This is a genomic window from Synechococcus sp. BA-124 BA4 (assembly GCF_034931165.1).
The window spans coordinates 1-20,988 of sequence record NZ_JAYGIA010000093.1; the positions used below are offsets into that span (position 1 = coordinate 1).

General features: G+C 68.0%; 24 protein-coding genes. 19 read left to right on the forward strand and 5 right to left on the reverse strand.

What is annotated here, in order from left to right; genetic code table 11:
- From VB734_RS12135 to rplL, 8 genes are all read left to right on the forward strand, one after another.
- A partial coding sequence (locus VB734_RS12135) for an ATP-dependent Clp protease ATP-binding subunit (protein WP_323243369.1) occupies nucleotides 1–2,183 on the forward strand: 2,183 nt, incomplete at its 5' end.
- Nucleotides 2,184–2,193: 10 nt separating this feature from the next.
- Entirely contained in the window at nucleotides 2,194–2,526 is a 333-nt protein-coding gene (secE, locus tag VB734_RS12140) for a preprotein translocase subunit SecE (protein WP_323243370.1), read from the forward strand.
- A complete protein-coding gene (gene nusG, locus VB734_RS12145) occupies nucleotides 2,526–3,245 on the forward strand; it encodes a transcription termination/antitermination protein NusG (RefSeq protein ID WP_416238054.1) in 720 nt (239 codons plus the stop codon). The genes secE and nusG overlap by 1 nt, the downstream gene beginning before the upstream one ends.
- Nucleotides 3,246–3,404: 159 nt before the next feature.
- The gene (rplK, locus tag VB734_RS12150) at nucleotides 3,405–3,830 is read left to right on the forward strand and encodes a 50S ribosomal protein L11 (RefSeq protein WP_323243371.1); all 426 of its coding nucleotides are present in this window, start codon (nucleotides 3,405–3,407) and stop codon (nucleotides 3,828–3,830) included.
- An 88-nt stretch (nucleotides 3,831–3,918) separates the two neighbouring features.
- Nucleotides 3,919–4,626 carry a 50S ribosomal protein L1 gene (gene rplA, locus VB734_RS12155; protein WP_323243372.1) on the forward strand — a complete coding sequence of 236 codons (708 nt, stop codon included), beginning with the start codon at nucleotides 3,919–3,921 and terminating at the stop codon, nucleotides 4,624–4,626.
- Between the two features lie 9 nt (nucleotides 4,627–4,635).
- Nucleotides 4,636–5,298, forward strand: coding sequence for a GDSL-type esterase/lipase family protein (locus tag VB734_RS12160; RefSeq protein ID WP_323243373.1), 663 nt, complete (start codon nucleotides 4,636–4,638; stop codon nucleotides 5,296–5,298).
- A 260-nt stretch (nucleotides 5,299–5,558) separates the two neighbouring features.
- A complete protein-coding gene (gene rplJ, locus VB734_RS12165) occupies nucleotides 5,559–6,086 on the forward strand; it encodes a 50S ribosomal protein L10 (protein WP_323243374.1) in 528 nt (175 codons plus the stop codon).
- A 62-nt stretch (nucleotides 6,087–6,148) separates the two neighbouring features.
- Nucleotides 6,149–6,535: a 50S ribosomal protein L7/L12 gene (gene rplL / locus VB734_RS12170; protein WP_323243375.1), complete on the forward strand. Its 387-nt coding sequence runs from the start codon at nucleotides 6,149–6,151 to the stop codon at nucleotides 6,533–6,535.
- Nucleotides 6,536–6,871: 336 nt separating this feature from the next.
- Here rplL and VB734_RS12175 read toward each other — a convergent pair whose 3' ends face one another.
- Nucleotides 6,872–7,612, reverse strand: a complete 741-nt coding sequence (locus tag VB734_RS12175; RefSeq protein WP_323243376.1) for a DUF3747 domain-containing protein — start codon at nucleotides 7,610–7,612, stop codon at nucleotides 6,872–6,874.
- Between the two features lie 72 nt (nucleotides 7,613–7,684).
- On the opposite strand from VB734_RS12175, the gene VB734_RS12180 reads away from it, so the two are divergent.
- From VB734_RS12180 to VB734_RS12195, 4 genes are read left to right on the forward strand one after another with little or no spacing between them, the layout of a single operon-like run.
- Nucleotides 7,685–8,461: a ribonuclease H gene (locus VB734_RS12180; RefSeq protein WP_323243377.1), complete on the forward strand. Its 777-nt coding sequence runs from the start codon at nucleotides 7,685–7,687 to the stop codon at nucleotides 8,459–8,461.
- Nucleotides 8,462–8,471: 10 nt separating this feature from the next.
- Nucleotides 8,472–9,659 (forward strand): quinone-dependent dihydroorotate dehydrogenase, encoded by a 1,188-nt coding sequence (locus VB734_RS12185; RefSeq protein WP_323243378.1) that lies wholly within the window; start codon nucleotides 8,472–8,474, stop codon nucleotides 9,657–9,659.
- Nucleotides 9,660–9,692: 33 nt separating this feature from the next.
- Nucleotides 9,693–10,595: a hypothetical protein gene (locus VB734_RS12190; RefSeq protein ID WP_323243379.1), complete on the forward strand. Its 903-nt coding sequence runs from the start codon at nucleotides 9,693–9,695 to the stop codon at nucleotides 10,593–10,595.
- Nucleotides 10,592–11,266, forward strand: coding sequence for a PilN domain-containing protein (locus VB734_RS12195; RefSeq protein ID WP_323243380.1), 675 nt, complete (start codon nucleotides 10,592–10,594; stop codon nucleotides 11,264–11,266). Before VB734_RS12190 ends, VB734_RS12195 begins: the two co-directional genes overlap by 4 nt.
- Here the strand turns inward: VB734_RS12195 and VB734_RS12200 are convergent.
- On the reverse strand, nucleotides 11,227–12,882 hold the full coding sequence (locus tag VB734_RS12200; protein WP_323243381.1) for a peptide ABC transporter substrate-binding protein: 1,656 nt from the start codon (nucleotides 12,880–12,882) through the stop codon (nucleotides 11,227–11,229). The two genes, VB734_RS12195 and VB734_RS12200, sit on opposite strands and share 40 nt — an antisense overlap.
- A 216-nt stretch (nucleotides 12,883–13,098) precedes the next feature.
- Between VB734_RS12200 and VB734_RS12205 the strand changes: the two genes are divergently transcribed.
- Nucleotides 13,099–13,743 (forward strand): hypothetical protein, encoded by a 645-nt coding sequence (locus VB734_RS12205; RefSeq protein WP_323243382.1) that lies wholly within the window; start codon nucleotides 13,099–13,101, stop codon nucleotides 13,741–13,743.
- A gap of 22 nt (nucleotides 13,744–13,765) precedes the next feature.
- On the forward strand, nucleotides 13,766–14,416 hold the full coding sequence (locus tag VB734_RS12210; RefSeq protein ID WP_323243383.1) for a hypothetical protein: 651 nt from the start codon (nucleotides 13,766–13,768) through the stop codon (nucleotides 14,414–14,416).
- Between the two features lie 24 nt (nucleotides 14,417–14,440).
- Here VB734_RS12210 and VB734_RS12215 read toward each other — a convergent pair whose 3' ends face one another.
- Together VB734_RS12215 and VB734_RS12220 are read right to left on the reverse strand one after the other, a co-directional pair.
- On the reverse strand, nucleotides 14,441–15,346 hold the full coding sequence (locus VB734_RS12215) for an ABC transporter permease (RefSeq protein ID WP_323243384.1): 906 nt from the start codon (nucleotides 15,344–15,346) through the stop codon (nucleotides 14,441–14,443).
- Nucleotides 15,346–16,278, reverse strand: a complete 933-nt coding sequence (locus tag VB734_RS12220; protein ID WP_323243385.1) for an ABC transporter permease — start codon at nucleotides 16,276–16,278, stop codon at nucleotides 15,346–15,348. The genes VB734_RS12215 and VB734_RS12220 overlap by 1 nt, the downstream gene beginning before the upstream one ends.
- Before the next feature lie 239 nt (nucleotides 16,279–16,517).
- Here VB734_RS12220 and VB734_RS12225 point away from each other — a divergent pair, with 239 nt between their 5' ends.
- From VB734_RS12225 to yaaA, 5 genes are all read left to right on the forward strand, one after another.
- Nucleotides 16,518–16,661 carry a hypothetical protein gene (locus VB734_RS12225; protein WP_323243386.1) on the forward strand — a complete coding sequence of 48 codons (144 nt, stop codon included), beginning with the start codon at nucleotides 16,518–16,520 and terminating at the stop codon, nucleotides 16,659–16,661.
- Nucleotides 16,662–16,716: 55 nt separating this feature from the next.
- The gene (locus VB734_RS12230; protein WP_323243387.1) at nucleotides 16,717–17,649 is read left to right on the forward strand and encodes a hypothetical protein; all 933 of its coding nucleotides are present in this window, start codon (nucleotides 16,717–16,719) and stop codon (nucleotides 17,647–17,649) included.
- Nucleotides 17,646–18,539 (forward strand): MBL fold metallo-hydrolase, encoded by an 894-nt coding sequence (locus tag VB734_RS12235; protein WP_323243388.1) that lies wholly within the window; start codon nucleotides 17,646–17,648, stop codon nucleotides 18,537–18,539. The genes VB734_RS12230 and VB734_RS12235 overlap by 4 nt, the downstream gene beginning before the upstream one ends.
- Before the next feature lie 48 nt (nucleotides 18,540–18,587).
- Entirely contained in the window at nucleotides 18,588–19,985 is a 1,398-nt protein-coding gene (locus VB734_RS12240; RefSeq protein ID WP_323243389.1) for an FAD-binding oxidoreductase, read from the forward strand.
- A 66-nt stretch (nucleotides 19,986–20,051) separates the two neighbouring features.
- Nucleotides 20,052–20,828 (forward strand): peroxide stress protein YaaA, encoded by a 777-nt coding sequence (gene yaaA, locus VB734_RS12245; protein ID WP_323243390.1) that lies wholly within the window; start codon nucleotides 20,052–20,054, stop codon nucleotides 20,826–20,828.
- Here yaaA and VB734_RS12250 read toward each other — a convergent pair.
- Nucleotides 20,797–20,988, reverse strand: a 192-nt coding sequence (locus VB734_RS12250) for a DUF6456 domain-containing protein (protein ID WP_323243391.1), incomplete at its 5' end; no start/stop codon positions are given. The two genes, yaaA and VB734_RS12250, sit on opposite strands and share 32 nt — an antisense overlap.

The following is a 20,988-nucleotide window of genomic DNA, read 5'->3' on the forward strand; positions in this document are numbered from 1 at the left end:
ACCTCACCGCCGCCGCCCGGGCCGGCGAACTCGATCCGGTGGTGGGGCGCGACACCGAGATCCGCCGGCTGATCCAGGTGCTCTCCCGGCGCAGCAAGAACAACCCGGTGCTGATCGGTGAGCCCGGTGTCGGCAAGACGGCCGTGGCCGAATCCCTGGCCCAGCGCATCGTGGCCGGTGAGGTGCCCGATGCCCTGAGGGGGCTGCGGCTGGTGGCCCTCGACCTGGGGGCCCTGATCGCCGGGGCCAAGTTCCGCGGCCAGTTCGAGGAGCGCCTGCGCAGCGTGCTGGCCGAGGTCCGCGACAACGACGGGGTGCGCGACAACGACGGGGAAGGCGGCCGGGCCGGCGGCGTGGTGCTGTTCATCGACGAACTGCACACGGTGGTGGGCTCCGACCGCTCCGGCGCCGATGCGGCCAGCATCCTCAAGCCCGTGCTGGCTCGCGGCGACCTGCGCTGCATCGGCGCCACCACCCCCGAGGACTACCGGCGCAGCATCGAGAAGGACCCGGCCCTGGAGCGACGCTTCCAGCAGGTGGTGATCCGCGAACCCGATGGCCCCACCTGCCTCGAGATCCTGCGGGGCCTGAAGGAGCGCTACGAGCTCCACCACGGCGTCACCATCACCGATGGGGCCCTGGTGGCGGCCTCCCGGCTGGCCTCCCGCTACATCAGCGACCGCTGCCTGCCGGATTCGGCCATCGACCTGATCGATGAGGCCGCCGCCAACCTGCGCATGGAGGCCACCTCCAAGCCCCAGGTGGTGGAGGCGGCTGAGGCGGAACTGCGGCGGGTGGAACTGGCGCTGCTGGCCGCCGAGGCGGCGCCCTTGGAGGAGCGCGTGCAGCTGCAGGAGCAGCGGCGCCTCGCCCACGAGCAGCTCGACCGCCTGCAGCGGCGCTGGGCGGGGGAACGGGAGCGCCTGGCCGAACTGCGTGAGCTGCTGCAGCAGGACGAGGACCTGCGCCATGCCATCGCCGAGGCCGAACGGGACGGGGACCTGGAGGAGGCGGCCCGGCTCCAGTACGACCAGCTGCACGGGGTGCAGCAGCGCCGGGCGGCCCTGGAGGCGGAACTGCAGAGCGATCCGATGCTGCGGGAGCAGGTGGAGGAGGGGGACATCGCCGATGTGGTGGCCCGCTCGACCGGCATCCCCATCCAGCGGCTGCTGGCCGGCGAACGCCAGAAGCTGCTGGAGCTGGAGCAGCGGCTCGGCGAGCGGGTGATCGGCCAGCCCGAGGCGGTGGCGGCGGTGGCGGCCTCGATCCGCCGCTCCCGCGCCGGCATGCAGGCCCCCACCCGGCCGGTGGGGTCGTTCCTGTTCCTGGGGCCCACGGGGGTGGGCAAGACGGAACTGGCCAAGGCCCTGGCGGCGGCCCTCTTCGATGAGGAGGAGGCCCTGGTGCGGCTCGACATGAGCGAATTCATGGAGCGCAACGCCGTCGCTCGCCTGGTGGGGGCCCCCCCCGGCTACGTGGGCTACGAGGAGGGCGGCCAGCTCACCGAGGCCGTGCGCCGCCGCCCCTATGCGGTGCTGCTGCTCGATGAGGTGGAGAAGGCCCACCCCGATGTCTTCAACCTGCTGCTGCAGGTGCTCGACGACGGCCGCCTCACCGATTCCCAGGGCCGCACGGTCGACTTCCGCCACACCGTGGTGATCATGACCAGCAACCTGGCCAGCCGCGCCATCCTCGAGCGGGCCCGCGCCGCCCCCGCCCCCGGCGGGCCGGGGGATCCTGGCTCCGAGGAGGGGGAGCAGGCCCGGGACTGCAGCCTCGATCGGGCGGTGGAGGAGGCCCTCGCGCGCCAGTTCCGGCCGGAGTTCCTCAACCGCATCGACGAGGTGATCCGTTTCCGTCCCCTTGCCCGCGCCGATCTGGAGCGGATCGTGCGGCTGCAGCTGGCGGAGCTGGCCCTGCTGCTGCGGGAGCAGCATCTGGAGCTGGAGATCGACGAGGCCGTCGTGGTGGCCCTGGCCGCCCAGGGCTACGAACCCGAATACGGGGCCCGGCCCCTGCGCCGGGTGCTGCGGCGCCGCATCGAGAACCCCCTGGCCACCGAGCTGCTGGAGGATCACTTCACGGCGGCCAGGGGGGTGCGGCTGGAGCTCGCCGGCCCCGGGGAGACGGGCTTCCGCTTCGTTCCCCTGGCGGACACCCGGGAGGGACGTCCGGTAGGGTGATCGTTTGTCGATGTCTGCCGACACCTGGGCAGCCATCGCCATCCACACCGTGGACCCCATCCCCCCTGCCACCACCACCACGAGCAGTCCCGACGGGCCCCTGGCCCGCCGGAACGGCGCGTCCGAGCCCGACGAAGGTCCGGATGGCTTCCCCTCCGAGGAGAAGGAGCCCACCGGCTTCGTGGCGATGACGCTCGCGGAGCTGCGCAAGGTCGTCTGGCCGAGCCGTCAGCAGCTGTTCAGCGAGTCGGTGGCGGTGATCCTGATGGTGAGCCTTTCGGCCGCGGCGATCGCCGCGATCGACCGCTTCTACCACTGGGGATCGGCCCAGATCTTCCGTTGATGACCCTTCCCCTGCCTGCCGTGCCTGAGACCGAACCGGACGCCCCCGAGGTGCTGGAGCTCCCCGCCGAGGGCACTGATCCCGCTGGGGAAGCCATCGACCTCGCCGCCGAGGGCGGTGCCGAGGCGGCCGAAGCCGCAGAAGCCGCCAAACCCCAGGTGGCCCGCTGGTTCGCGGTCCAGGTGGCCTCCAGCTGTGAGAAGAAGGTCAAGGCCACCCTGGAGCAGCGGGCCGTCACCCTGGGGGTGAGCAACCGGATCCTGGAGATCGAGATCCCCCAGACCCCCGGGGTGAAGCTCAAGAAGGACGGCAGCCGCCAGTCGATCGAGGAGAAGGTGTTCCCCGGCTACGTGCTGGTGCGGATGGTGCTCGATGAGGACACGATGATGGCGGTGCGCAGCACCCCCAACGTCATCAACTTCGTGGGCCAGGAGGAGCGCCGCGCCACCGGCAAGGCCCGCGGCCACATCCGGCCCCGGCCCCTCAGCCGCCAGGAGGTCGACCGCATCTTCAAGCGTGCCGCCGAGAAGAAGCCCGTCCTCAAGGTCGACCTCACCGAGGGCGATCAGATCCTCGTCACGGCCGGTCCGTTCAAGGACTTCCAGGGCGAGGTGATCGAGGTCTCCGGCGAACGCAGCAAGCTGAAGGCCCTCCTGTCGATCTTCGGCAGGGAGACCCCGGTCGAGCTCGAGTTCTCCCAGATCAGCAAACAGAGCTGATCGAGCGGCGGCCGCCTCCCTGCGGAGGGCGGCCCCGGGCGGTCCCACACCGGGCCGCCATCCCGCCGGGCCGGCCACCGCCCCGGCGATCCGCAAGCCTCCCGCAAGGGAGTTTCGTCCCGCACTCCCGCAAGGGAGTTTCGTCCCCCAGCCCAGCCGATGGCCAAGAAAGTCGTAGCTGTGATCAAGCTGGCCCTCCAGGCCGGCAAAGCGAACCCCGCACCACCGGTGGGCCCTGCCCTCGGTCAGCACGGGGTCAACATCATGGCGTTCTGCAAGGAGTACAACGCCCGCACCCAGGAGAAGGCCGGGTACGTGATCCCGGTGGAGATCTCGGTCTTCGAAGACCGCAGCTTCACCTTCATCACCAAGACCCCGCCCGCCTCGGTGCTGATCTCCAAGGCCGCCGGCATCGACAAGGGTGCCGCCACGTCCGCCAAGGGCGCGGTGGGTGCCATCAGCCGTGCCCAGCTCGAGGAGATCGCCAAGACCAAGCTGCCCGACCTCAACTGCACCAACGTTGAATCGGCCATGCGGATCATCGAAGGCACCGCCCGCAACATGGGCGTGGCCGTCAAGGACTGACCGCCAGCGGTCATCGTTCCACCTCGCCCACCTCTCCGCTCACCTCTCTGGGGGAGACCGATCACGGTCGTCCGCACCCCTTACCGTCATGACAAAAGTCTCCAAACGCTTCACCGCCCTCGCCGCCAAGGTCGAGGACCGCTCCTACGAACCGCTCGAGGCCCTCGAGCTGGTCAAGGACACCGCCACCGCCAAGTTCGACGAGACGATCGAAGCCCACGTGCGCCTGGGCATCGACCCCAAGTACACCGACCAGCAACTGCGCACCACCGTGGCCCTGCCCCACGGCACCGGCCAGACCATCCGCATCGCCGTGATCGCCCGGGGCGAGAAGGTGGCCGAGGCCAAGGCCGCCGGTGCCGACCTGGCCGGCGACGATGAGCTGGTCGACCAGATCGCCGGTGGCGCGATCGACTTCGATCTGCTGATCGCCACCCCCGACATGATGCCGAAGGTGGCCAAGCTCGGCCGGGTGCTGGGTCCCCGCGGCCTGATGCCGAACCCCAAGGCCGGCACCGTCACCACCGATCTGGGCGGCGCCATCAGCGAGTTCAAGGCCGGCAAACTGGAGTTCCGGGCCGATCGGGCCGGCATCGTCCACGTGCGGTTCGGCAAGGCCAGCTTCCCCACCGCCAAGCTGCTGGAGAACCTCAAGGCCCTGCAGGAAACCATCGACCGCAACAAGCCCAGCGGTGCCAAGGGCCGCTACTGGAGGAGCCTGTACGTCGCCTCCACCATGGGACCCTCGGTGCAGGTCGACTTCGCCGCTCTCCAGGACATCAAGCAGGAGAGCTGAGCGCCCGCCGTGCCTGCGTCGTCCTGGGTGCGGATCGGTGGCTGGGTGGCGGTGCCGCTCACGCTGCTGACGCTGGGGTGGGGCCTGTTCTCCAGGTCCCATTCCACCCCCAAGACAGCGCAGATTGCGGACGCCACCACCCGGCGCGACGCGCCGACCAAGGCTCCGGTCACCTTCGTGGGTGATTCGCTCACGGCCCAGGGCGACTGGCAGGCCGCCTTCCCGGATCGGGTGGTGTTCAACCAGGGCATCAGCGGCGACACCAGCTTCCAGTTGATGGCCCGCCTGCCGGAGATCCGCCGGACCGGTGCCGGCACTTACCTGGTGATGGTGGGGATCAACGACATCGTCTGGGGCTACGACCCCGGCCGGATCGCCGCCCGGATCCAGTGGCTGCGCACCGGGCTCCAGATCGGCACCGGGGCGCGGGTGATCATCCAGTCCACGATTCCCTGCGCCCGCTTCCGCTGCGGTGCCGATGGCGTGCGCCGGGTGGCCGAGCTCAATGAGCGGCTCGCCCGCCGGACGCCTCCCCGTGATTTCGTCGATCTGACCCCGGTGATGGCGGATGGCGATGGCCTCAGGCGGGCCTACACGGTGGATGGCGTCCATCTCAATGCCGCCGGCTATGCCCGCTGGGTGGCACGACTGCGGGAGCTGGGCCTGCCGTGATGTAGGTTCAAGAACTGGATTCGTCCAGAAGGGCACGCGCCCCACCCAAGACAGCAGGTCGTCAGGGTCGCCGATTCCGGTCGGTCGTTCACTGCCGTAAGTCCTGCCGAGGTTCACGCGATTGGTTTTTGCCTGGGCTGGGGTCTCCAACGGAGTCCAACAGATCGGAGCGGAGCGATGAGCGGCCTCGAAGCCACCCCGCGAGGGGAGGCCGTCCGGACCGCGTTCCCTGCTTGTTCCCCCGATCCGATCCACCTCCTATGGGCCGCACGCTGGAGAACAAGCAACAGATCGTCGAAGAGCTCAAGGGGCTCCTCGGTGAAGCCGAAATGGCGCTGGTCCTTGATTACAAGGGCCTGACCATCAAGGAGATGACTGATCTGCGGACCCGTCTGCAGGCCAGCAACGGTGTGTGCAAGGTGACCAAAAACACCTTGATGCGCCGTGCCATCGATGGTGACAGCGCCTGGTCGGATCTCGATTCCCTGCTCACCGGCACCAACGCCTTCGTCCTGGTCAAGGGCGATGTCGGCGGTGCGGTGAAGGCCCTGCAGTCCTTCCAGAAGGACAGCAAGAAGTCGGAAGTGAAGGGAGGCCTTTTCGAAGGCAAGCTCCTCTCCGCCGACGACATCCAGGCCATCGGGGATCTGCCCTCCAAGGAGGTGCTCATGGCCCAGATCGCCGGTGCGATCAATGGCCTGGCCACCAAGCTGGCTGTGGGCATCAACGAGGTTCCGTCCGGTCTCGCCAGGGCGCTCAAGCAGTACGCCGAATCCGGCGAAGGCTGAGTTCGCACCCCGCGAACCCCTGGGTTCCACCGATCCTCCCGTTCTGTTGCTGATTCCCCCCCATGTCCGCTACCACCGACCAGATTCTCGAACAACTGAAAACCCTCTCCCTGCTTGAGGCTTCCGAGCTCGTCAAGCAGATCGAAGAGGCCTTCGGCGTGTCCGCCGCCGCTTCCGCCGGCGTCGTCATGGCCGCCGCCGCCCCCGGCGCTGCCGCCGAGGCCGTCGAGGAGCAGACCGAATTCGACGTCATCCTCGATGGCTTCGATCCGGCCGCCAAGATCAAGGTGCTCAAGGCCGTCCGCGAGGCCACCGGCCTCGGCCTGGGCGAAGCCAAGGCCCTTGTCGAAGCCGCTCCCAAGGCCGTCAAGGAAGGCATCTCCAAGGCCGATGCCGAAGCTCTCAAGAAGAGCATCGAAGAAGTGGGTGGCAAGGTCTCCATCAAGTGACCCGCCCTCGTCGGGCCTCCAGGCCCGGCAACCCTCCGTCTTTCCCAGCCGGTCCTTCGGGGCCGGCTTTTTGATGGTGGATGGCCTTGTTGCGTGGCGTGGACCGCGCCCCTGCCGGAACCATCGATGGATTCAAAACATAAAAAAGAGCCCCGCCGAAGGCAGGGCTCTGGAGATGGAACGATTCCGGGAGTCTGTCCTCGTTTCGACCCTGGAAGAGCGTCCTTCACTCCTCACCAGATCAGATTAAGTGAGGGGGAAGGCCGGTGAGGGGTAAGGAGTCCGGTGATTCAACTGGTCCCGGACCGGGGCCCGAGGCGGGATCCAGCGGCGGGGTCAGAGCCCTCCACCATTGGCTTCGGTGTAGGGAATGACCTGGAGGGCGATCGCCCGACCGGAGCGGTCGGAACCCATGCTGTCCTCGCGCTGGTCGAGCAGCGGCAGGGTGGCGGCCATGCCGGGGAGTTCGGCCTGGCCCGGGGGACGCCGGAACGTCTGGCCGCCGCCAGAGCGGGCAATCAGCTGCTCCAGGGGGGCCGGACTGGCGAAGTAGAGGTGGGACAGGGACCGCTGCTCGTAGGTGCGGCGTTTGAGATCCCAGCCGGGTTCGAGCGTGAGGGACACGAAGCCGTCGCGATCGCGACGGGGCACCTCAGCCCTGCCCACCACCAGGACGGCGGCATTGCTGGGGGAGACGGCCTGCAGCTCCAGGCGGGATCCCACCTGCTGCACCTGCAGGCGGTAGGTGGTGCCCAGGTCCTGGTCGGCGACCCGCAGGGAATAGCCGTTGCTGTCCAGGTAGCGATTGCAGATGCCGGTGTAGTCGAACCGGTTCAGGGTCGGATCCACCAGCCCGTCCGGGCGGGCCTGCCAGCAGGAGGGCTGGGCGGCCAGCTGCTCCAGCACCAGGAGGGTCCATTCACTGTTGCCCACAGGCCTGGCCAACACGGCAAAGCGATTGGCGTCAACCTCCGTGGTCTGGAAGAGGCCGGCGGCGATGGCCAGCCTGGGCTGCACCATCGGCAGGCCGGCTCCGGCCAGGGCCAGGCCCGCCAGGGCCAGGTAGGTTCGCTGCATGGGAAACCTCCAGGACCCGGGCGTTCTCCGGGAGAGAGGATCTAATTCAAGCGATGCTGTCAAGGGGACTCCATGGGTGATCGTCCGGTGCGGGTAGTGGCCGCCGCCTGCGACGGGGCCTGCAGCGGCAACCCCGGCCCGGGCGGCTGGGGTGCCCTGCTGCGCTTTGAGAACGGCTCCCGGCGCGAGCTGGGGGGGGCGGCCCCGGCCACCACCAACAACCGGATGGAACTCACCGCCGCCCTGGCGGTGCTGGAGGCCCTGCGGGATCTGCCGCGCCATCCGGATCTGGTGCTGCGCACCGACAGCCGTTACCTCATCGATGGCTTCGAGAAGTGGATGGCCGGCTGGAAGCGCAAGGGCTGGCGCACCGCCTCCGGTGGGGCCGTGCTCAACCGCGACCTCTGGGAGCTGCTGGATGCCGCCCGGCTGCCGGGGCTGGCCCTGCGCCATGTGCGCGGCCATAGCGGTGATCCGGACAACGACCGCTGCGATGCCATCGCCGTCGCCTATTCCCGTGGCCAGGCCCCGACCCTGGCGGTCGAAAGCCGGTCTGACGTCGCCCCGGAGGCGGTGGCGGCGGCAGAGACGGTGGCCGTTCCTGACGCCGTCGATCGGGCCCCCCGGTCGCTGCAGGAGCTGCTTTCCCGCCTGGAGCTGGCCGATCGGCTCGCGGCGGGCGGGTACAGCCTGCGGGCCGTGGAGCTCGCTCGGTTGCTGGAGGTGCCCACCGCCACCCTCGAGGGGAAACAGGATCCCTGGCACTGGCGCGACTGGCTCGTCAGACCGCTGGGCAATGGGAGCTGGCGCCTGGAGCGCGGCGCGGGAGGATTGGCCAGGCCGCAGTGAGGAGACAGGGATGCCGCAGGAGCAATCGGCCGGCGGCGGCCAGGTGGGAACCGGCGCTCTCTATGCCCGGTTCGTCGAGCCGCTGTTGCGCCGCGATGACGGTGCCGATGCCGAACAGCTGAGTCGACTGACCCTTCTGGCCCTGGGCCAGGCCTCCCTGCGGCGCCGCTGGCCGCTGGTCAGCGGCAGCCTGGCGGGGCTGGGGGCGGAGCTGCAGCGGCGGGATCCCCGCCTGGAGCAGACGCTGTTCGGCTGTCGCTTTGCCAACCCGGTGGGGCTGGCTGCGGGCTTTGACAAGAACGGGGTGGCGGCCGCGATCTGGCATCTGTTCGGTTTCGGTTTCGCCGAACTGGGCACCGTCACCTGGCAGCCCCAGCAGGGAAATCCCCGGCCGAGGCTGTTTCGGCTGGCCGAGGAGCGGGCCGCCCTCAACCGCATGGGCTTCAACAACGACGGGGCCAGAGGCGTGCGTCGAACCCTGGAACGCCAGGATCTGCCCCCGCCGGGGCAGCGGCCCGCGGTGCTCGGGATCAACCTCGGCAAATCGAAGGCTGTGTCGCTGGAGATGGCCCCCGACGATTACGCCGCCTCCCTGGAGTTTCTGGCCCCCCTGGCCGATTACGCGGTGGTCAACGTCAGCTCGCCCAACACTCCGGGGCTGCGTGATCTGCAGGAGGAGGCCCAGCTCAGGCGGCTGGTGGAGCGTCTGCGGCGCCTGCCGGCCTGTCCGCCCCTCTTGGTGAAGATCGCCCCCGATCTCGAAGATGATGCCATCGATACCATTGCCAGACTCGCCTATGAGGAGGGTCTGGCCGGCGTGATCGCCGTGAACACGTCGGTTCACCGACTCGGACTGGAAGGGCGCCGGTTGGAGGCCACGGGGGTCACCCTTGCCGAGGAAACCGGAGGGTTGAGCGGCCGGCCCCTGCGGCGGCGGGCCGTGGAGGTGCTGCGACGGTTGCGGGCGACCGCAGGTCCGGCTCTGCCGCTGATCGGTGTGGGTGGCATCGACTCGGCGGAGTCCGCCTGGGAGCGGATCAGTGCTGGAGCCTCGCTGATCCAGATCTACACGGGTTGGATTTACGAAGGCCCTGCACTTGTGCCATCGATTCTGGAGGGATTGACACGCCAGCTCGATCGCCATGGCTGCCGGACGCTTTCTGAAGTTGTAGGTTCGGGGATGCCTTGGCTCCCATAATTCGGTAGGTTTCGCAAGCATCGGATCGGAGCCTTGGCTTTTTCTGGTCTGATTGGCTTCAAAGATGATCTGGATGATCGTCTGCGACCGATCCGCGCGCAGCTCTTTCCGCGTCAACTGCTGCTGGAGCTTCAAGACGACGCCCTGATGGGCCAGGTTCTCAGGGGCGGCGGCCCGGAGCCGGTGAGCATCGATCTGCCGTTGCCACCGCTCACCTGCCTGGATGGCCAGCCCCTGGAGAAGGAGCCCCTGGGTGATCTGATCGGCGATCTGCTGGTGCGGGATGGGCTGCTGGATGCCGTCGTCCTGGCCTCACTCCCCGAGGGGGCCGTGGAGTGGCGCGTCATCGACTGGCCCCTGGAGGCCATCCCCGACGACCCGATTGAGGCGCTGCGCACGATCGACCCGACCCTCAGTTTCGGGGTGCCCCTGGCCGAAGCGACCATCGATCTGAGGCCCCTGCCGGGAGCCACCCCGCGCATGTTGCTGGCCGTGGCCTCCAAGAAGCTGGTGGAGGACTGGATTGAGGTCTTCAACCTGGCCGGTGCCCAGCTCGAGCGGCTGGCCCCGCCCCAGTCCTGCCGCCTGGCGGCGGTGACCGCACTGCTGCAGCAGGCCCCTGATGATCAACTCACCCTGCTGATCCATCCGTTGCCGGCTGGGGGGCGGTTGCTCCTGCTTCGCCGGGCCGAGCCGGTCTTCGACTGGTCCCTGCCGCAAGCGGACGACGATCTGGTGGGAGAAGTGAACCGCTGCGAGGCCTTCTATCGTCGCCACGATCCTTCCGTGCGTCGCCTTCGGCTGCTGCTCAGTGCTCCCCTTCCATGCCAGGACCGCCTCCAGGATGCGCTGGGGGTGAGGGCTGAAATCCTTACCCCTGAGCCCTTCGGCTCCCTGGTCCTCCAGGGTCTGGCGATGGCGGAGCCCGCCCGATGACGGTTCCCCTTGACCTGCTGCGGGAGCGGCGCAAGGAACTCGGCCAGGAGAGCATGGTCTCCGCCCTGCTCGAACAGCGCCCCCTGTTGCTGCGGGGCGCCCTGATCGGTGCGGTCGTTCTGGGGGCGGCGGTGGTCTCCACGGCCCTGGTGTACTTCCGTTTTCAGTACGTGACACTCCAGACCGCCCAGCTTGTCCGGTTCGAAGCGGAGTCGACCCAGCTGCAGGCCGAGATGGTGGCCAGCAAGACAAAGCTTGATCAGCTCACCGCCACGAATCTCCGCCTGACTGAAGGCCTCACCACCCTTCGGACCTCCTCGGCGCTTCTGGCCGATCTGCAGTTGCGCACCCCCGAGGGCGTTCAGCTCCAGAGTGTGCAAGTCGCGGGTCAGAACCTGGTGCTGAAGGGACAGGCCCTGGATCCGCTGGCCTTTGCCCGCATCAATGCCTTGCAGCTGGAGCTGGCCAGCTCCCCGCTGCTGAAAACCAAGGCAGTGACGCTCGTCAAGCTGGAGCGGGTCCCGGCCGCCGCCGCGACAGCGGCGGCGTGCTCCGCCGCGGTGCGGGAAGCGGCTTCCAGATCGGGTTCCGACATGGTCAGGCCGCCTCCCCCGCGTCAACCGGCCGCGCCTTACTGCGCGGCGTCCTCCTGGTCTGCGAAGCACAGATAGCGCGTGCGGTGAATATGGTTGGCGTTGTCCACCCAGCCGGTGACGGACGGGCTTACCAGCGCGCGGTTCACCAGATAGTGGATCGGCATGATGGGCTGTTCGTCGAGCAGGATCTGCTCGGCCTCGGCCATCATGCGGCCGCGCGCCTCGAGGTCCAGCTGCTGGTTGGCCAAGGCCACCCGCTCGTCAAACTCGGCGTTGGTGAAGCGCGAATAGTTCATCGGGATGGAGCGGCTCTCCCCCAGGAAGAGGAAGTTGTAGACGTCGTTATAGTCGGCGATCCAGCCGCCATCGCCGACCTCGAAATCACCGGCGCGCATGTTGGCGTAGTGAATCTGCGCCTCGGCGCCCACGATCTCGGCGCGCACCCAGGGGGCGATCTCCGCCCAGTCACGCTGCACCACCGGCGCCACGCGCGGATTATCGCCCGAGGTGCGGTAGCCGAAGGTGAACCGCAGGGGATTGTCCGGGCCGAAGCCGGCCTCTTCGAGCAATTCGCGGGCGCGGGCGCGGCGCTCGTCCATGGACAGATCCGCCCAGCGGATCCGCGCCGTCGACGGATAGTCCGCGATGGTCGGCGGCACGAAGCTGTAGGCGGGATCCTCGCCCGAGCGGCGGATCTCGTTGACGATGAACTCCCGGTCGATGGCCATCGACAGCGCATTGCGCACGCGCGCGTCGTTGAAGGGCTCGATGGCGGTGTTAAACGAGAAATAGGTCAGGCCCATATAGGGGTGGACGCGGACATAATCGGGGATCTGCTGGCGCAGGAATTCCAGGTTCTGGCCGGCGAAGTCAGCATTCACATCCATCTCGCCATTGCGCACACGCCGTTCGGCGGCGGCGTTGTCGACCATCGGATAGAAGAACACCTCGTCAATGCAGACATTCTCATTGTCCCAGAAATTGGGATTGCGGCGCAGATGGACAAAGTCGTTCGCGCGCCAGTTCACCAGGGTGTAGGCGCCATTGGTCTGGATGTTCTGCGGCTGGATCCAGGCGTCCCCGAAACGCCCCACCACATGGGCGGGCAGCGGGAAGGTGGTGTAGTGGGTCAGAAGCCCCGGCAGATAGGGTGCGGGAAACTCCAGATCAATGCGCAGCGTGCGGTCGTCCAGCGCGGTCACGCCCAGCGTCTCGGGCGGATTGTTCTCGGGGTCGAAATTGACGTTGCGCGCATTGCGGATCGGGTAGAGGACCTTGGAGTATTCAGACAGGGTGAGCGGATTGAGGATGCGGCGGAAGCCGAACACGAAATCGTGCGCCGTCACCGGTTCGCCGTCGCTCCACTGCGCCTCGCGCAAGGTGAAGGTCCAGCTCAGCCCGTCCTCGGATATCTCCCAGGTATCCGCCATGCCCGGAATTGGCGAGCCGTCGGGGGCTTCGGTGAACAGGCCGATGAACATGTCTCCGATAATGTTGTTCTCCCACACGCCCTGGGCCTTGTGCGGGTCCAGCGACAGCGGCTCGGCGTTATTGCCGCGATGGAGCACCACAGAATCCGGATCACCGCCGCCGGAACGGTCGCCGCAGGCAGCCAGCGTCAGCGCCGCAGCGCCCGCAGCCGTGAGCAGGATCAGACGTCGGGTCAGTGTCATCAAGGCGGTCTCCTCCATGGATGGGCCGGCGCGTCGCGCGCCGTGTCCGCGCCAGGCGCGGCGTGTGTGGTGACGTGGCCATCAGTCCCTTATTGGTCTGATCAGCCGACGCATAGTATTGTCATAACGCGAAGCTGTCCGGAACACGAATCCGGAGCGGCCGCTGCCGCCCGGCGCCGTGCGACCGCGCAGGGCTCTTGACGTGACGCGACTGTCCTAGAGGACTGTAGGTGAATGCAAGCTAAACCGGTGGACCTGACGATGGCTGTAACTCGCTTCGCCGCCGCCCTGTTGATGGGCGCCGCCCTGACCGTTCCTCCAGCCCTGGCCCGGCAGGACGAGCCGCCCTCGCCCGCCTACGCCGCGCTGATCGCCTGCCGCGCCGTGCAGGCCGAGCCCGAGCGCTTCGCATGTCTCGAGCGCGAACTGGCCCGCTTCGCAGAGGCTGTCGACGCCGGACGGGTCGTGGTGATCGAACGTGAAGCGGTGCGCGCGCTCGAGCGCGAAAGCTACGGCATCACCATGCCGGGCGTGCAGCGCCTGACCTCGCTGCTGCGCCGCGGCGGCGCGGGCGATGGCGAGGCCGAGACCGAAACGCTGGAGGACGGCAGCCAGATCGTCTACCGGGCCGATGGCGGGGTTGACGAGATGCGCGCCCTGCCGGTGGCAGAGGTGAGCTATGATCGCGCCGGCAAGGCCGTGGTGACGCTCGCCAACGGGCAGGTCTGGGTCCAGACTGACTCGACCTCGTTCGGCAGAGTGACCCGGGCGCGGCTGGAGGAGGGCCTGACCGCCGACCTTCTGCCGGGCGCGATGGGGTCGCACTTCATGACACTGAGCCACCATCCCCGGCGATTCCGGGTGAGACGCACCGACTGAAGCAATTGTGGAAGGATTTCCCATGGCCCTGCCTGTCCGCCTTCGCCGAACGTCCGGCCGCCTGGCTGCAGCCTGCCTCATGCTCGGCGCCGCGCCGGCCGCCTTCGCCGACACGCCGCTCGATCCGATTCTGGCGTGCCGCCAGATCGAGGACGCTCAGGCCCGGCTCGCCTGTTTCGACCAGGCCGCAGACGCGCTGGCCCAAAACGTGGACACCGGCAGCGTCGTTGCTGTGGACAGCGCCGAGATTGAAGCGGTCGAGCGTGAGGGATTTGGCCTGAACATGCCCAGCCTGCCGCGGCTGTCATCCCTGTTTGCCTGGCGTGGCGACGCGCCGGACGGGCCAGAGCGTCCCGCGCAGGCTGAGGCCATGGGGCCGCTCGCGAGCGCGGAAGCCGCTGGCGACGCCCAGGTGATCGAGCGGCGCGAAGACGGTCAGATCCACATGATCGAACTGATCATCGACCGCGTCTCCATCCATGGCTACAACACAAGCCGCTTCCACATGACCAACGGACAGGTCTGGGAGGTCACCGATGCCATGCGCGTCGACGTGCCGCGCAGGCGCGACGGCGAGGTGCTCACGGCGCAGATACGGCGCGCGGGCGCAGGCGGCTTCTTCCTGCGCATCAATGGCGAAGGCCGGGCGATGCGGGTGCGCCGGCTGGAATAGCCGCCGGCCCGGCGGGCGGCGCGATCAGCGGTCCTTGGGATCGATCGCGTCGCGCAGCCCGTCGCCGATGAAGTTGAAGCAGAACAGGGTCAGCATCATGGTCGCCGCCGGGAAGAGCAGCGTCCAGTTGGCGATCTCCATGTCGCGCGCGCCGCTGGCGATGAGATTGCCGAGCGAGGTCAGCGGCTCCTGCACGCCAAGGCCAAGGAAGCTCAGGAAGCTTTCCGCCAGGATCACCACCGGAATAGTCAGGGTGACGTAGACCACCACCGGCCCCAGCACGTTGGGCACGATATGGCGCCGGATGATGGCTGACTGGCTGACGCCCGCAGCCTGCGCGGCCTCCACGAACTCCATGGCGCGTAATGAGATGGTCTGGCCGCGCACGATGCGCGCCATGGTCAGCCACTCCACCGCGCCGATGGCGACGAAGATGAGGATGATGTTTCGTCCGAAGACGACCATCAGGATGATCACGAAAAAGATGAAGGGCAGCGCATACAGCACGTCGACGATGCGCATCATGATCTGATCGACGCGCCCGCCGAGAAAGCCGGCGGTAGCGCCCCAGACAACACCGATCACCAGCGATACGGCGGTGGCCACGACGCCGACCAGCAGAGACATGCGCAAGCCCACCATGGTGCGCGCGAACAGATCGCGCCCCTGCGCATCGGTCCCGAAGATATGCCAGTTCTCCAGCGTCGGGGGGATTTGCACCCGGTCGCGATAGATCTCGCCACTGTCATGGATCCAGAGGAACGGGCCGGCGAAGGCCAGCAGCACCAGTATCCCCAGGACGATCATGCTCGCGACGGCGGCCTTGTTGCGCAGCAGGCGCGCGCGCGCATCGTCCCAGAGGGAGCGGCCCTGGATCGCGCTCTTTTCGAGCAGGTCGGACTTCTCCGATGGAGTGGACGTGAACACCATCAGTCGTACTTCACTTTCGGGTTAAGCGCCGCGTAGAGCAGATCCGCCACCAGATTGAGCAGGATGATGAGGCTGGCGTAGAGAATCACCACCCCCATCACGACGGTGTAATCGCGCTGCAGCGCGGCGAAGACGAATTGGCGCCCGATGCCGGGCAGCGAGAATACCTGTTCAATCACGATGGAGCCGGTGAGCAGCGCCGCCGCCGCCGGGCCGATATAACTCACCAGCGGCAAAATCGCGCTGCGCATGGCGTGGCGCACGATCACCGTCCCGGCCGACAGCCCCTTGGCGCGCGCCGTGCGGATATAGTTGGAGCGGAGCACCTCGATCATCGAGGCGCGCATCAGGCGCGAGATGATGGCGATCTGCGGCAAGGCGAGCGTCGCCACGGGCAGGATCAGCCGGTCGACGGTCATGCCAAGGCGTGGATCAAGACCGCCTGACGGCAGCCAGCCGAGATAGATTCCCACCACCAGCGACAGGACCGGGCCCACGACAAAGGGCGGAATGACAATGCCGACGGTGGCGAAGCCGACCACGCCGAAATCGGCCGATGTATTCTGGCGCAGGGCGGCGATGGAGCCGAGGAGCGACCCGACCATCAGCGCCAGCGCGATCGACAGCAGCCCGATCGTGGCCGAGACCGGAAAGCCTTCTGCAATGATGTCCGCGACGTCCTTGTCGCGGAACTTCAGGGACGGACCCAGATCGCCGCGGGCCAAACCCGCAAGATAATCAAGGTATTGCTTCCACACCGGCTGGTCCATGCCGTACGCTGCCAGAATGTTCTGGCGAATCTGTTCGGGCATGGGTTGTTCAAGATCGAACGGCCCGCCCGGCGCGATGCGCATCATGAAGAACGCCACCGTGATCACGACCAGCACCGTGGGCACGGCGACAAGCAGGCGGCGGGCGATGTATCCGATCATACGGTGCAAATTCGACTTTTGAGACGGACGGAAAGAGGTTTGTGGTCGCTGCGTCCGGCCCGATCAAGGGCAGCCCGCAGTCGGGTGTAGTCAAGCACACAAAAGGTCAAGCTCCCAAATCTCCAGCGGTGTGTATCGCCGACACGCTGGCATTGTGATTGTGAATTGGGGCTGAAGCGGGCGCCGGCGCCCCGGCTTCTGACGAACCCGCCGCCGCCCGCACCACGATCACCGCCAGCATGGCCAGCGCCGCCATGCGCAGCCGTGCGCTCAGCCACATCACCGCTGTACCGAACCTGCGCCCCATGATGGCCTCCGCTCGCTCCGCCCCGGCCCACGTCCAAAGCAAGCGCCGGGCCAGCGAGCCGCTCACAGCCACTTGAGTTGCGCGGGCGGGCGGACGGCATAGAGTGCGCACGGGACCAGGGAGGCCCGTCCATGCATCCGCGAGCCTGGTGGCATGACTTTGCGCTGGACGGCGCGGCGTTGCGCGTGCGCGCGACGGGGGTGCGCGTGCCGTTGTCGCCTGCGGTGCTGAGCGATTTCGCGCACTGGACGCCGTATTTCCTGGCCGTCAAATCCCTGGAGGCCGAGGTGGTGCGCGACGGGCCGCGCATCGGTTTTGCGCCGCATGCGCCAAGGCCCTGGTTCCTGATCTGGGCGGCGGCGCGCCTGTCCGGCCTGCGCCTGGCGCGCAGCCGTGACGACACCGACATCCTGTTTCATTTCGAGGACGCCACCTACAGCGCGCGCCCTGAGGGGTGGACAGGCGCGGGGATGAATCTCGACTGCGCCGACATCTCCAAATCGCGCGTGGCGCAGGTGTTCGAGGCGGCGTTCGGCCGCACCCTCGCCGTTGATCCTGAACGCCCTGGCGCGCCGTTTGTGGACAAGTCGGAGACAAACGCCGCCCATGACGGGACGGTGCGCACGGGCCCGGTGACACGCGCGCCCGGGCGTTGTTACCAACGCCTAATCGATACGGTCGCGCCGGACGGGATGGCTGAAGATCTGCGCTGCGTGACGGTCGGCGGACAGATCGCGTCCGTGTTCGTCAAGCGCCGCCCCGCCGCGAGACGGTTCGAGAATCATAACGCCGAGGTGCGCCTGACAGCGCCCGAGGCGGTGTTCAGCGACGCGGAGCGCCGCCAGATCGCCGGCTTCTGTGCGCAGCTGCGGCTCGACTGGGGCGGGCTGGACGTGCTGAGGGACCGCAGGACGGGCGATATCTGGATCGTCGACGCCAACAAGACCGATATGGGGCCGCCCGTCTCCCTGCCCCTGCGCGACAAGCTGACCGCCACCCGGCAGATCGCAGCGCAGCTGCGGCTCCGTTGCGAAACCCTTCTGCAGACGAGCCCCGCTTCATGATCGATTTTGTCCATCAGCTTGATGTCACCTATGCGGCCGCCGAGACGCTTTCGCCTCTGGTGCGGCGGGTCATTGCGCGCAATCCCGGACCCTTCACCTATACCGGGACCGGCGTGTTCATCATCGGTCATGGCGAGGTGGCGGTGATCGATCCCGGCCCGCACCTGGCCGAGCATGAAGCGGCGCTGGACGCCGCGCTGGACGGCGAGCGGGTGACCCATGTTCTGGTCACCCACCACCACATGGACCACAGCCCCCTCGCCCACCCGCTGGCGCGCAAGCATGGCTGCCAGGTGTACGCGATGAGCCCGAAGCCGGGCGAAAGCGCGGACACCGAAGTGCGCCTGGAGGCCGGCGATGACGCCAGCTTCCGGCCCGATCTTGAGGTCGCCGACGGGGACGTGTTCACCGGGCCGGGCTGGACCCTGACCGCGATGCACACGCCCGGCCACACCGCCAATCATGTCTGTTATGCGCTGGCCGAAGAGCAGACGCTGTTCTCCGGCGACCATGTCATGGGCTGGTCCACCTCGGTCGTCAGCCCGCCGGGGGGCCATATGGGCGATTATCTGGCGAGCCTGGAACGGGTGCGCGACGCGCAGTTCAAGCTGATCCGTCCCACCCATGGACCGGCGATCGAGACGCCGCAGTCTTTCCTCTCGGCCTATATCGGCCACCGGCGCGCGCGCGAACGCCAGATCCTGGGCCACCTCGCCGCCGGGCCGCAGGGCATACGTGCGCTGGTGGCCTCGATGTACGCCCATGTCGACACACGGCTGCACCCGGCGGCGGCCCATTCGGTGCTGGCCCACCTCATCCATCTGCACGAGCAGGGAAAGGTCAGGTGCGACGGCGCGCCCGCGCTCGACAGCGAATTTGCGCTTTCCTGACGCCAGCCCCCCTGTTCAGCAACCGCACGATCTGCATCATGGCGCCCCATGAACACTGATGCGCTCGACGCCCTCACATCCGCCCTGCCGCCCGCCAGCTGGAGCCTCGATCCCGACGAGATCGCGCCCCATGCGCGCGACTGGCGCGGACGGTTTCAGGGATCGGCGCCCCTGCTCCTGAAACCGGCCAGCACGGCGGAGGTGGCGCGCATTCTCGACATCTGCCACGCGCGCCGCATCGCGGTGCTGCCCCAGGGCGGCAATACCGGGCTGGTGGGCGGATCGACGCCCCTGGGCGAGGTGGTGATCTCGATGAAGCGGATGAACGCCGTGCGCGCGGTCGACCCGGCCAACGATTCGCTGACCTGCGAAGCGGGCGCCATACTGGAAACCGTGCAGACCGCCGCGCAGGCGGCGGGCCGGCTCTTCCCGCTCTCGCTGGGCGCGCAAGGCTCGGCGATGATTGGCGGGCTCATCTCCACCAATGCCGGCGGCGTGCATGTGCTTCGCTATGGCATGATGCGCGAGCTGGTCCTGGGGCTTGAGGCCGTGCTGCCGGGCGGTCAGCTGCTGTCGGACCTGGCGGGCCTGCGCAAGGATAATACCGGCTATGATCTCAAACAGTTGTTCATCGGCGCCGAGGGCACGCTGGGCGTCGTGACGGCGGCGACGCTGAAGCTGTTCGCCCGCCCGGCCTCAACCTGTGTGGCGATCGCTGCGGTCGCCGATCCGGCGGGCGCGGTGGATTTGCTGTCGCTGGTGAAGGAGTCCACGGGCGGCGCAGTGTGCGCGTTCGAGCTGATGCCGCGCATCGGGCTTGATCTGGTGGTCGCCCATGTGCCCGGCGCGCGCCACCCGCTGGCGGGCGAGCCGGACTGGTGCGTGCTGATCGAGGTGACCAGCGGCGAGCCGGACCGGGCCGCAGTCCTGATGGAGCGCGCGCTGGAGGCGGCGTTCGAGCGCGGGCTCGTCTCCGACGCCGTGATCGCCCAGTCCCAGGCCCAGGCGGCGGAATTCTGGCGCCTGCGCGAATCCATTCCCGAAGGCGAGAAGGCGCACGGCAAGGCGGCCAAGCATGACGTGTCGGTGCCGGTTTCGCGCATGGCCGCCTTCATGGGCGAAGCGGCGGCGCTGGCCGAAAGCGCGCTGGACGACGCCCTGGTGATCGCGTTCGGCCATGTCGGCGACGGCAATGTGCATTTCAACATCGCGCGCCGGGCGCCGGGCGGCGGCGAGGAATTCCTCGCCCGCGCTGCGCCGGTCACCGCGCAGCTCTATGATCTGGTGGACCGCCATCACGGATCCATCTCGGCCGAACATGGCATCGGCACGATCAAGCAGGCCGAGTTCCTGCAGCGAAAGCCAGCCGAGGCGGGCCTCATGCGCGCCATCAAGGGCGTGCTCGACCCCCATTCCATCATGAACCCGCGCGTGCTTCTGGGCTGACCGGCGCAGCGTTTGACCTGCGCGCCGCAGGCCTTATCTCAGGATGTGCCCTGACGAGGATGTCTGATGCTGATTCTCTTGTCGCCCGCCAAGCAACTCGACTTCACGCCCGCGCCGGCGCCACTGGTGACGCAGCCGGTTCTGGCCGGCCGCACCCGCGTGCTGGCGCGCACCACGCGCGCCCTGAGCCAGGGCGACATCAAGGCGCTCATGGATCTGTCCGATGATCTCGCCCGCCTCAACCGCGAGCGCTTCCAGGCCTTTGATCCTGACGCCCCCGGCAGCCAGCCCGCCGCGTTCGCCTTCGCCGGCGAAGTGTATCGCGGACTGGATGCGCGCTCGCTGTCGCACGAGGACCTGGAATGGGCGCAGGACCGCCTGCGCATCCTGTCGGGTCTGTACGGCGTGTTGCGGCCGCTGGACGCCATCCAGCCCTACCGGCTGGAGATGGGCACGCGGCTAAGGACCCGGTCCGGCGCGACGCTCTATGATTTCTGGCGCGACGACATCGCCAAATCCCTCAAGCGCGATCTCGAGGGCCAGGCCGCACCGGCGGTGGTCAATCTCGCCTCCCAGGAATACGCCAGGGCCGCACGGCTCTCATCGCTGGGGGCGCCGGTGATCAGCGTTGATTTCAAGGAAGAAAAGGACGGCCAGCTGCGCGCGCTGATGGTTTTCGCCAAGAAGGCGCGCGGCATGATGGCCCGGTGGATCATCGAGAACCGGATCGAAGACCCCGAGTCGCTGACCCGGTTCGATTGCGATGGCTACCGCCTTGCGGAGCGTGACGACAGGACCGGCGCCCTTTTGTTCACCCGGCCCCAGCCGGCAAAAAGGGATTAGCGGGCGCGGCGCGCGGCGCCAGGCGATAGTGAATGGCGAGCCGATCCAGCGCCAGGCGCAGCGCCGGCGCGCCACTGCGGGACGGCCAGCCCAGCTCATTCTCGGCGGCGCTCATGGGCGCATCGCGCAGCACCAGCGCGGTGAGCAGGCGGTCGAGCCC

Bases quoted from the DNA above. Each gene is read 5' to 3' on its own strand.
- secE (WP_323243370.1), top strand. From the start codon at position 2,194: ATGTCTGCCGACACCTGGGCAGCCATCGCCATCCACACCGTGGACCCC.
- nusG (WP_416238054.1), top strand. From the start codon at position 2,526: ATGACCCTTCCCCTGCCTGCCGTGCCTGAGACCGAACCGGACGCCCCC.
- rplK (WP_323243371.1), top strand. From the start codon at position 3,405: ATGGCCAAGAAAGTCGTAGCTGTGATCAAGCTGGCCCTCCAGGCCGGC.
- rplA (WP_323243372.1), top strand. From the start codon at position 3,919: ATGACAAAAGTCTCCAAACGCTTCACCGCCCTCGCCGCCAAGGTCGAG.
- rplJ (WP_323243374.1), top strand. From the start codon at position 5,559: ATGGGCCGCACGCTGGAGAACAAGCAACAGATCGTCGAAGAGCTCAAG.
- rplL (WP_323243375.1), top strand. From the start codon at position 6,149: ATGTCCGCTACCACCGACCAGATTCTCGAACAACTGAAAACCCTCTCC.
- VB734_RS12175 (WP_323243376.1), bottom strand. From the start codon at position 7,612: ATGCAGCGAACCTACCTGGCCCTGGCGGGCCTGGCCCTGGCCGGAGCC.
- VB734_RS12180 (WP_323243377.1), top strand. From the start codon at position 7,685: ATGGGTGATCGTCCGGTGCGGGTAGTGGCCGCCGCCTGCGACGGGGCC.
- VB734_RS12185 (WP_323243378.1), top strand. From the start codon at position 8,472: ATGCCGCAGGAGCAATCGGCCGGCGGCGGCCAGGTGGGAACCGGCGCT.
- VB734_RS12195 (WP_323243380.1), top strand. From the start codon at position 10,592: ATGACGGTTCCCCTTGACCTGCTGCGGGAGCGGCGCAAGGAACTCGGC.
- VB734_RS12200 (WP_323243381.1), bottom strand. From the start codon at position 12,882: ATGGAGGAGACCGCCTTGATGACACTGACCCGACGTCTGATCCTGCTC.
- VB734_RS12205 (WP_323243382.1), top strand. From the start codon at position 13,099: ATGCAAGCTAAACCGGTGGACCTGACGATGGCTGTAACTCGCTTCGCC.
- VB734_RS12210 (WP_323243383.1), top strand. From the start codon at position 13,766: ATGGCCCTGCCTGTCCGCCTTCGCCGAACGTCCGGCCGCCTGGCTGCA.
- VB734_RS12215 (WP_323243384.1), bottom strand. From the start codon at position 15,346: ATGGTGTTCACGTCCACTCCATCGGAGAAGTCCGACCTGCTCGAAAAG.
- VB734_RS12220 (WP_323243385.1), bottom strand. From the start codon at position 16,278: ATGATCGGATACATCGCCCGCCGCCTGCTTGTCGCCGTGCCCACGGTG.
- VB734_RS12225 (WP_323243386.1), top strand. From the start codon at position 16,518: ATGGCCAGCGCCGCCATGCGCAGCCGTGCGCTCAGCCACATCACCGCT.
- VB734_RS12230 (WP_323243387.1), top strand. From the start codon at position 16,717: ATGCATCCGCGAGCCTGGTGGCATGACTTTGCGCTGGACGGCGCGGCG.
- VB734_RS12235 (WP_323243388.1), top strand. From the start codon at position 17,646: ATGATCGATTTTGTCCATCAGCTTGATGTCACCTATGCGGCCGCCGAG.
- VB734_RS12240 (WP_323243389.1), top strand. From the start codon at position 18,588: ATGAACACTGATGCGCTCGACGCCCTCACATCCGCCCTGCCGCCCGCC.
- yaaA (WP_323243390.1), top strand. From the start codon at position 20,052: ATGCTGATTCTCTTGTCGCCCGCCAAGCAACTCGACTTCACGCCCGCG.